The organism is Paraburkholderia sp. GAS199 (assembly GCF_050436585.1).
GTDB lineage: Bacteria > Pseudomonadota > Gammaproteobacteria > Burkholderiales > Burkholderiaceae > Paraburkholderia.
In genome coordinates, this window is record NZ_JBNDMM010000010.1 from 298783 (window position 1) to 307739 (window position 8957).

The window sequence follows — 8957 nt, forward strand, 5'->3', positions numbered from 1 at the left end:
GATGTTACGCCAACGCCATCGCCAGCACACGCGCCACGTGCAGTGCCTCGACGTCCGCGCCGTCGTGAATCTGGTGACGGCAACTGGTGCCGTCGGCCACCATCACCGTGTTGCTGTCCATTTTGCGCACGGCGGGCAGTAACGAGAGTTCCGCCATGGCTTGCGAGGTCGCGTAATGCTCCGCCTCGTAACCGAAGCTGCCTGCCATGCCGCAGCATGACGACTCCACCGTCGAGACTTTCAGCGAAGGAATCCAGCCCAGCACGGTTTGCACAGGCGTGAACGCGTCGAAGGCTTTCTGATGGCAATGACCGTGTACGAGTGCCTGCTCCGTACGCAACGGTTTGAGCGCGAGTTGCAATCGCCCGGCGGCTTTCTCGCGCACGAGAAACTCTTCGAACAGAAATGCCTGCTTCGACAGTTGCAATGCTTCGTCGCCGAAACCGTAGTGCAGGAACTCGTCGCGCAAGGTCAGCAGACATGACGGCTCCAGACCGACAATCGGCACACCACGCGCGACATACGGCTTGAACAGGTCGAGCATGCGCCGTGCTTCGGATTTTGCTTCGTCCACGAGGCCGGCCGCGAGAAACGTGCGCCCGCAACACACGGGACGCTCGCCGCCGCGAGCATTGAAATGCACCGTATAGCCCGCCGCTTCGAGCACCTGCTGCGCGGCGCGGGCGTTGTCCGGCTCCATGTGATTGTTGAACGTATCGACGAACAACAGCACTTCTTTCAGCGCGCCGCCCTGCGCCGGCGTGCGCGCCTTCGCGTTCGAGAGGAACGATTTCCTGAAGCGCGGCAAGCTTCGCTGCGGCGCGAGTCCGGCCGTGCGTTTGAACCACGCCGACAGAAGCGGCACGTTGTCGGCGAGCGCCATCAGGCCCGGCATGCGGCTCGCAGCGGCGGCATAACGCGGCATGAACGCAACCAGCCGGTCACGCAGACGCAAGCCGTGGGGTTGGGCGCGCGCCGCCCGCGCCTCGATCTTGAACTTCGCCATATCGACGCCCGTCGGGCAATCGCGCTTGCAGCCCTTGCAGGAGACGCAGAGATCGAGCGTATCCTTGACGTCGTCGCTCGCCAGTCCGGCCTCGCCGAGTTGCCCCGAAATGGCGAGACGCAGCGTGTTCGCGCGGCCACGCGTGAGGTGCTGCTCGTCCTTCGTCACGCGATAGCTCGGACACATGGTTCCCGCATCGAACTTGCGGCAATGGCCATTGTTGTTGCACATCTCCACGGCTTTCGCGAGGCCGCCCGACAGATCGTTGCCGCTGCCCGGCGCGCCTTGTGCGCCGCTCAGCGGATCGCGCGAGACATTCCACGCGGACCAGTCGAGCGCGGTCGCGATGGGACGCTCCCGATAGTCCGGCGCGAAACGGAAGTTGCGCGCGTCGTCCATTTTCGGCGGACGCACGATCTTGTCGGGATTGAAGCGATTGTCCGGATCGAAGAGTGCCTTGATCTCGCCGAAGGCCGCATTCAGGCGCGGCCCGTATTGCCACGCGACCCATTCGCCGCGGCACAACCCGTCGCCGTGTTCGCCCGAATAAGCGCCCTTGTATTCGCGCACCAGCGCCGCGGCTTCTTCGGCGATGGCGCGCATTTTCTGCGCGCCGTCGCGACGCATGTCGAGAATCGGCCGCACGTGCAACGTGCCGACGCTTGCGTGCGCGTACCAGGTGCCTTCGGTGCCGTAGCGGTGAAACACGTCCGTCAGGCGGCTCGTGTATTCCGCGAGATGTTCGAGCGGCACCGCGCAGTCTTCGATGAAAGACACCGGCTTACCGTCGCCCTTCATGCTCATCATGATGTTCAGACCGGCCTTGCGCACTTCCCACAAGGCTTTCTGCTCGTTCGCGGCGGGCATCTCGACCACCGAATCGGGCAGCCCGAGATCGACCATCAGCTCGGTCAGTTGCCGCAGCGACGCGAGTTGCGCATCGCGATCTTCACCCGCGAATTCCACCAGCAGAATGGCTTGCGGCTCACCAACCAGCGCTTTTTCAATCACCGGCCGGAACGACGGATTGCTCATCGCCAGATCGATCATGGTGCGATCGACCAGTTCCACCGCCACCGGCTTCAGCTTGACGATGTGCTGCGTCAGATCCATCGCTTGCCAGAAGGTCGGAAAGTTGACCACGCCCAGCGTTTTATGCGCGGGCAGCGGCGCAAGCTTGAGCGTCAACTGACGGCTGAACGCGAGCGTACCTTCGGAGCCCACCAGCAGATGCGCGAGATTGGCGCTGCCGTCGTCGGTGTAGGCGCGCGGATTCTGGCAGTCGAACAGGTCGATGTTGTAGCCGGCCACGCGACGCAGAACCTTCGGCACGCGCTCCACGATCTCATCGCGCTCACGCTGCGCAATGCGCGTCACGCCTTCGAGTATCTGTTGCAAACGCGCGCCTTGCGGCGCCTCGCGCAACGAGGCGAAGCGCGCTTCGCTGCCATCCGCGAGAATCGCGTCGATGGCCTCGACGTTGTGCACCATGTTGCCGTATTCGATCGAGCGCGAGCCGCACGAATTGTTGCCGGCCATGCCGCCGATCGTGCATTGCGCGGCAGTGGAAACGTCGACGGGAAACCACAGGCCGTGCGGCTTGAGCCACGCATTCAGATGATCGAGCACGACGCCGGGCTCGACTGTTACCGTGCGCGCTTCGGCATCGAAGTCGACGATGTTGTTGAGCCATTTGCTCGTGTCGATCACGAGCGCTTCGCCGACCGTCTGGCCGCATTGACTCGTGCCCGCGCCGCGCGCGAGCAAAGGCACTTTCTCGCTGCGCGCGATTTCGAGCGCCATGCGCAGATCGTCCTGGTCACGCGGCACCACCACGCCGATCGGCGTGATCTGATAGATCGACGCGTCGGTCGCGTAGCGGCCACGGCTCGCGGCGTCGAACAATACATCGCCGCGCAACGACTTGCGCAGATGTTGCGCGAGCGGCGTCGTCAGCCGTGCCGCCGAAGGCACGAGGTGGATCGGCTTGACGAGTAAAGCAGAAGTGGGGTTCGTCATTTCGTCGCCCTTTACGAAGACAGGCTTAGTACAGCGTGACGCTAAGCGGCGAGAGTCTTTCGATACGTCCGCTCGCCGTGCCCGCGCCTTTCGGGAAAAACATGCCGGAGTACGAGCCGGTCGTCACGACCATTTCCGGTGTCACGGCAATGCCGCGCGAGGTGGCGTGATTGACGAGCCATGTCAGCAGACGGCGCGGGTCGCCGGCGGGATTGGCGGGCGATGCGTCGACGACATCGTGTCCGTCGAAACTGAAGCGCAGCGACGGTGCCAGAAACGGAAAATCGTCGCGGTACGCCGTGAACTCGCCGACGATCAACGCGCCGTGATTCTGCAGATCGGCAAGCTGCGCCAGTTTGTCGACGTTCGGCCAATCGCGATAACGGCTGGCGACGATTTCGATCGTCGCGCCGAACGAGCCGATTGCAGACCGCACGTCGGCTTCGCTATACGGCGAGTCCGACGGTTCGAAAGAACGAGCGAAACGGAAGGCGATTTCCAGTTCCAGCCCGAGCGGCGCGAACACGTTGCGCGGCAATCGTGCGCCGTCCGCGTGGAGATCGACTTCCGGCAGCGGCGCGCCCTGAATCGGGCCCGTATCGGACTTCGCGCCGATCTTCCAGCCGCCGATCCGCGCGCGGTTTATGCGCATAATGTCGTGCTGGATCGCGTACGCGGCTTCGGCGTCGGCAGGCGCCTCGCCCGTCGGCAAGGCGTCGAGCGTGATGTGATCGCGGCGGGCGTCGGCGAGACGCTGGGCAAGGGACGAAGTCACGAGGTCGGAATTCGCGTTCATACGCCGAGGCTCCTGGCGGCATGCGCGTCCGTCGATTCGTTGAGCGCAAACTTGCTTTCGGGTTGCATGCGGAATGCGAGCACGACACCGATTGCCATCAACAGCATGCTGCCGACGAACGGCAATTCCCAACTGCCGAAATAGTCGATCAGAAAGCCGCCGACCACCGGCGAGATGATCGCCGCCAGCGCCGAGCCGGTGTTCATCATGCCGCTTGCGGTGCCCGAGTATTCCGGTGCGATGTCCATCGGAATCGCCCACATCGGGCCGATCGTCATTTCAGCGAAGAAGAAGCCGGACGCGAGACACGCCATCGACAGATACAGGCTGTGCGTGAACATCAGCGGCACGAGCGAGATCAGGCAGAACATCATGCAGACCGACACCATCCAGCTGCGGGCGCGCTTGAGGCTGCGGGTGCGCGTGAAAATCCAGTCGGTCACGATGCCGCCCAGGGTGTCGCCGATCACGCCGGCAAAGAACACGACCGAAGCGAAGATCGCCGACTTCTGCAATTGCAGGTGATAGCTGTGCAGGAAGTACTGCGGAATCCAGCTGAGAAACAGCCACAGAGTCCAGCCGTAGCAGAAATAGACGATCGTGACGGGCCACATGCGGCGAAACAGTTTGCCCCACGGCACACGCGCCGCTTTCGGCTTCGGCGCCGGCAGCACGTCGAGTTCTTCACCCGTGATGCGCGGATGATCCTTGGGATGTTCAGTGAACGTGAAGGACCACACGGCGACCCACAGCAGACTGAACACGCCGCAGATATAGAACGACTCGCGCCAGCCCCAAGTCGCCATCACCAGCACGATGAGGCCCGGCGCGACGGCATTGCCGATACGCGAGGCGGCATGCGTGATGCCTTGCGCGAAGCCGCGTTTTTCTTTCGCGACCCAGCGCGCCATCGCCGAGGTAGCGGCGGGAAAGGTCGCACCTTCACCGAAGCCAAGCAGCACGCGCGCCGCCAGCAGCGAAACGAGGCCGCCGGCGAAGCCCGTCAGCAAGGTTGCGATACCCCAGATCGCGCCGCAGAAAATCAGCGTGCGCTTTGCGCCGAAACGGTCGCTGACCCAGCCGCCGATAATCTGGAAAATCAGATACGGATACGCGAAGGCCGAGAACACAAGGCCCACTTCCGTATGCGAGAGATGAAATTCCTTGCCGAAACCCGCAGCCGCGGTACTGACGTTGACGCGGTCGAGGTAAGTGATGAAGTACATGATGCAGAGCATCACTAGAACGATACTGGTCGCACTGGTCACACGAAACCGCTTCATCGTCTCTCTCCGTTGCAGTGTGTCGACGGCGCGCCTCACGTGGCGCGCTGCGTCGTAGCCCGTCAGCGGCGGACGCTGCGGGGCATCGCATGGTGTTCAGGGCCGCGTTCTGTGCGCGGCTTCTTCGGGATGCACTTCGGCATCCTTCGCTGCGAGTGGCTGACTGCTTGTCTCTTGCTTGTCGTTCTGTGTCGCGCGGCTCGATGCGTCACCGGCCGCGCTTTTTAATACTTGTCTTCAGGCCGCGACTTTCAGACCCGACGCCTTGGTCGGCTGACTCAGCCACTCCATAGCGGCAGGAAGACCGCTTTCCTTGAGCGGCACGCCCGCGAGCCGCAGACCCATTTCGCAACCGGCCAGCGTCGCGAGCAGCATCAGGTCGTTGCAGTCGCCGAGATGGCCGATGCGGAACATGCGGCCTTTCATCTTGCCCAGCCCCGTGCCAAGCGACATGTCGAAGCGTTCGTAAATAAGCTTGCGCACCGCGTCGGCATCCACGCCGTCCGGCATCATCACGCCGGTAAGCACCGGGCTATAGACTGCCGGGTCCGCGCACTGGATCTCCAGACCCCACGCCCGCACCGCGCGACGCGTAGCTTCGGCAAGACGTTCGTGACGCGCGAACACGTTGTCGAGTCCTTCGCCGAGAATCATCTCGAGTGCTTCGTTCAGGCCGTACAGCAGATTCGTGTTCGGCGTGTACGGCCAGTACCCCGTCTTGTTCATCTCGACGATGTCGGTCCAGTCCCAGAAACTGCGCGGCAATTTGGCCGTCTTGCTCGCCGCGAATGCTTTCGGGGAAATGGCGTTGAAGCTGATGCCCGGCGGCAACATCAAACCCTTTTGCGAGCCCGATACCGTGACGTCCACGCCCCATTCGTCGTGGCGATAATCCGCGCAGGCGAGACCCGAAATCGTATCGACCAGCAGCAGTGCCGGATGACCGGCCGCGTCGATCGCGCGGCGCACGGCGGCGATGTCGGAGGTCACGCCGGTCGAGGTTTCGTTGTGCACCACGCACACGGCCTTGATTGCGTGCTGGGTGTCCTCGCGCAGGCGCGCTTCGATCATGTCCGGCTGCACGCCACGCCGCCAGCCTTCGATGCCAGGCAGTCCGAGAAACTCCGGCTTGAGGCCCAGACTCTCGGCCATCTTCTTCCACAGCGTGGCGAAGTGACCCGTTTCGAACATCAGCACGTTGTCGCCGGGGCTCAGTGTGTTCGACAGCGCGGCTTCCCATGCGCCGGTGCCCGACGCCGGATAGATCACGACCGGCTGCTGCGTCTTGAAGATTTTCTTGATGCCGTCGAGCACTTTCAAACCCAGCTCGCCGAACTCGGGACCGCGATGGTCGATGGTCGGATAGCTCATCGCCCGGAGGATGCGATCGGGCACCGGGCTTGGACCCGGAATCTGCAGAAAGTGGCGGCCAGCGGGATGAAAGTCTAGCTTCAGCATTGAACTCCTCCGATTGAATTTTGCATTCAAAAAACTATATCAGACGATCTGCGACGCCCCCAAGACGAAAATCGCTCGCGCAGACCGGTGTTTACCCGTGCTATTAACTAATCTTTGCTGTTCCGATAAAATCCGATCTAACGCGATGTTGAGGGCTTTTGTATGCAAAATTCGGATTTCGATGCGGGCACGAGCGCCGTCCCGCTGATGCCGAAGGTCGAGCGCCAGCGCTTGCACGACACGGTGGTGGAGCACATCCGCCGCTTTATCGTCGAAGGTGTTCTGGAGCCAGGCAAGAAACTGAACGAGCGCGAGTTATGCGAGACGCTTGGTATTTCGCGCACGCCGCTGCGCGAAGCGTTGAAGGTTTTAGCTGCCGAAGGGCTGATCGAGATTTCGCCGAATCGCGGCGCGTCGGTGTCGAAGATGTCCGAAGCCGAGTTGCGCGAGACCTTCGAATTGATGAGCGGTCTCGAAGCGTTTTCGGGCGAACTGGCTGCCGAGCGGATGACCGCCGCGGAGCTTGCCGAGATCAAAGCGCTGCACTACGCGATGCTCGCCTGCCGGACGCAGAACGATCTGCCTGGCTACTACAGCCGCAATCAGGCGATCCACGACAAGATCAATGAAGCCGCGAGAAATTCAGCACTGCGGCAGACGTATATCGCAGTGAATCGGCGCTTGCAGGCGTTGCGGTTTCGCTCGAACTTCCAGATTCCGAAATGGGACAGCGCGATCCACGACCACGACGAAATGCTGAAGGCTCTCGAAGCGCGCGACGGCAAGCGACTGAGCGCGATCCTGCGGCAACATCTGCTGGACAAGCGCGACGCGGTGCTGCAGGTGCAATCGCAAGCGGAAACGGTGGGGACGTTGCTGAAGGCTTGATGAGTCGACGCGGTTTCGCGCCGCGTACGCCGGCTGGAAAGTTGTCCACCTAAAATGTTGGCAAGGCTGTGGACAACTTTCTCACAGCACGGTCAAGTTGTTGAAGTGATGGGGTTTATTGCGGGGGGCTTATTGTTGGGCAGGGGTGAGGTGGTGCAGTTTATGAGCGCACCGCTCCGCATGCCCAACTGACGCCTGGCGAGCGATGCTCGCGCGTCGGAGTCGTTGAAACTGTCAACGTGAGGAAATCGAGAGTTCGCTCTTTCGGCAATAAATCCGGATGCTGCCTGCAAATCGGCTGACCTGATCTTAATGCAGGTTTCGGCTGGCACGTTTGACCAAGGCCACTTGAGGTGTCGGCATGGATTCGTGGAATTGATGGACGACCCGGCGATGCTGCAACCACAATTGTGATGGTTGCAGCACTGGGTACGCGGTCAGTTACCCCTCTGGTGGCTCATCAATTGGGTGTCGCGTGACGTTCAAACGCTTTTTGACCTCCGGGCGTCCCTCTGCGATCACATTGAGCATTGCAACGCCGAACTGTCGCGCTGCTTCATCATCGAATTCGAACTCTTGATCGTCCACAAAAAAGGGCACCTCCATACATCCAGCCAAAAGCGGGGCCAACTTGACCGACTCGACCATTTTCATGATCAATTGTTGCGAATCTTCGACGTAGGTGACAACCATTGAATATGGTGGACGTTTACGCATTAATACGTCCCGTAAAGTCGCAAGCGCTTGTACTTTGCAGAAAACTTAACTTCATATACACACCCCACGATTTTTTCCGGCTCGCTAACGCTTTTGCGAAACCCCGCCTTATCGCGTTTGGTGCATGCTTGCGCATATGCGACAGGTCGTAGTCAAGTTGCATCCCGAGTCAGGGGTCAGCCCAGAGGCTGACCTGGTTTCGCAGCACCAACAGTGTCACTCTTGACCACGAATCGATATCCGCAGTAGCAGCATCAGCGGCTGGCTCGTTACTCCTCAGGGGGTTCGTCCATTGGGTGCTGAGTGAGCTTCAGAAGTTTTTTGACTTCCGGTCGGCCTAGGGCAATCACGTTGAGCATTGCGACTCCGAGTTGTCGGGCCAGTTCGTCGTCAAATTCGACCTCCTCATCACCGTAAAAAAACGGCACCGCCATGCTTGCAGCGACGAGTGGAGCGAGCTTTGCTGAATCCACAGCCTGCATTGTCAATTGCTGGGGATCTTCGCTGTAAGTTACAACTACGGAATACGGCGGATGTTTAGCCATCAATACCCCCGGCATTGTTGATATCGGTCAAAAGCGTTTTCCTTACACAACGCAAAGGCTCGTTTGCCTTGCGGCTTCCCCATCGTGGTACAAAGATCGAGGTCGACCTCATACGCCGAAAAACACGCAGCCTCATGGGATTCGCGACTTCCACACTTAACCATCCCCCCATTACCATTTCCCGGTCCAAAAAGTGCGCTGTAAAGGGTAGATCTCTTCGCAGACCCGGTCAAATCCGGCACAAG

7 protein-coding genes are annotated in these 8957 nt (G+C 60.9%); 1 reads left to right on the forward strand and 6 read right to left on the reverse strand.

Annotation, left to right across the window (positions count from 1 at the left end):
- Nucleotides 1–4: 4 nt before the first annotated feature.
- From P3T18_RS32170 to P3T18_RS32185, 4 genes are all read right to left on the reverse strand, one after another.
- Nucleotides 5–3025: an FAD-binding and (Fe-S)-binding domain-containing protein gene (locus P3T18_RS32170; protein WP_429304005.1), complete on the reverse strand. Its 3021-nt coding sequence runs from the start codon at nt 3023–3025 to the stop codon at nt 5–7.
- 25 nt (nt 3026–3050) lie between these two features.
- Nucleotides 3051–3821, reverse strand: a complete 771-nt coding sequence (locus P3T18_RS32175) for a 2-keto-4-pentenoate hydratase (protein WP_429304006.1) — start codon at nt 3819–3821, stop codon at nt 3051–3053.
- On the reverse strand, nt 3818–5104 hold the full coding sequence (locus P3T18_RS32180; RefSeq protein WP_429304007.1) for an MFS transporter: 1287 nt from the start codon (nt 5102–5104) through the stop codon (nt 3818–3820). Before P3T18_RS32180 ends, P3T18_RS32175 begins: the two co-directional genes overlap by 4 nt.
- A gap of 237 nt (nt 5105–5341) precedes the next feature.
- Nucleotides 5342–6562, reverse strand: a complete 1221-nt coding sequence (locus tag P3T18_RS32185) for a pyridoxal-phosphate-dependent aminotransferase family protein (protein WP_429304008.1) — start codon at nt 6560–6562, stop codon at nt 5342–5344.
- Nucleotides 6563–6724: 162 nt separating this feature from the next.
- Here P3T18_RS32185 and P3T18_RS32190 point away from each other — a divergent pair, with 162 nt between their 5' ends.
- Nucleotides 6725–7450 (forward strand): GntR family transcriptional regulator, encoded by a 726-nt coding sequence (locus P3T18_RS32190; RefSeq protein ID WP_429304009.1) that lies wholly within the window; start codon nt 6725–6727, stop codon nt 7448–7450.
- Between the two features lie 441 nt (nt 7451–7891).
- Here P3T18_RS32190 and P3T18_RS32195 read toward each other — a convergent pair whose 3' ends face one another.
- Complete coding sequence (locus P3T18_RS32195) at nt 7892–8143, reverse strand: hypothetical protein (RefSeq protein ID WP_429304010.1); 252 nt, start codon at nt 8141–8143, stop codon at nt 7892–7894.
- Nucleotides 8144–8436: 293 nt separating this feature from the next.
- Nucleotides 8437–8712, reverse strand: coding sequence for a hypothetical protein (locus P3T18_RS32200; RefSeq protein ID WP_429304011.1), 276 nt, complete (start codon nt 8710–8712; stop codon nt 8437–8439).
- Nucleotides 8713–8957 lie beyond the last annotated feature (245 nt).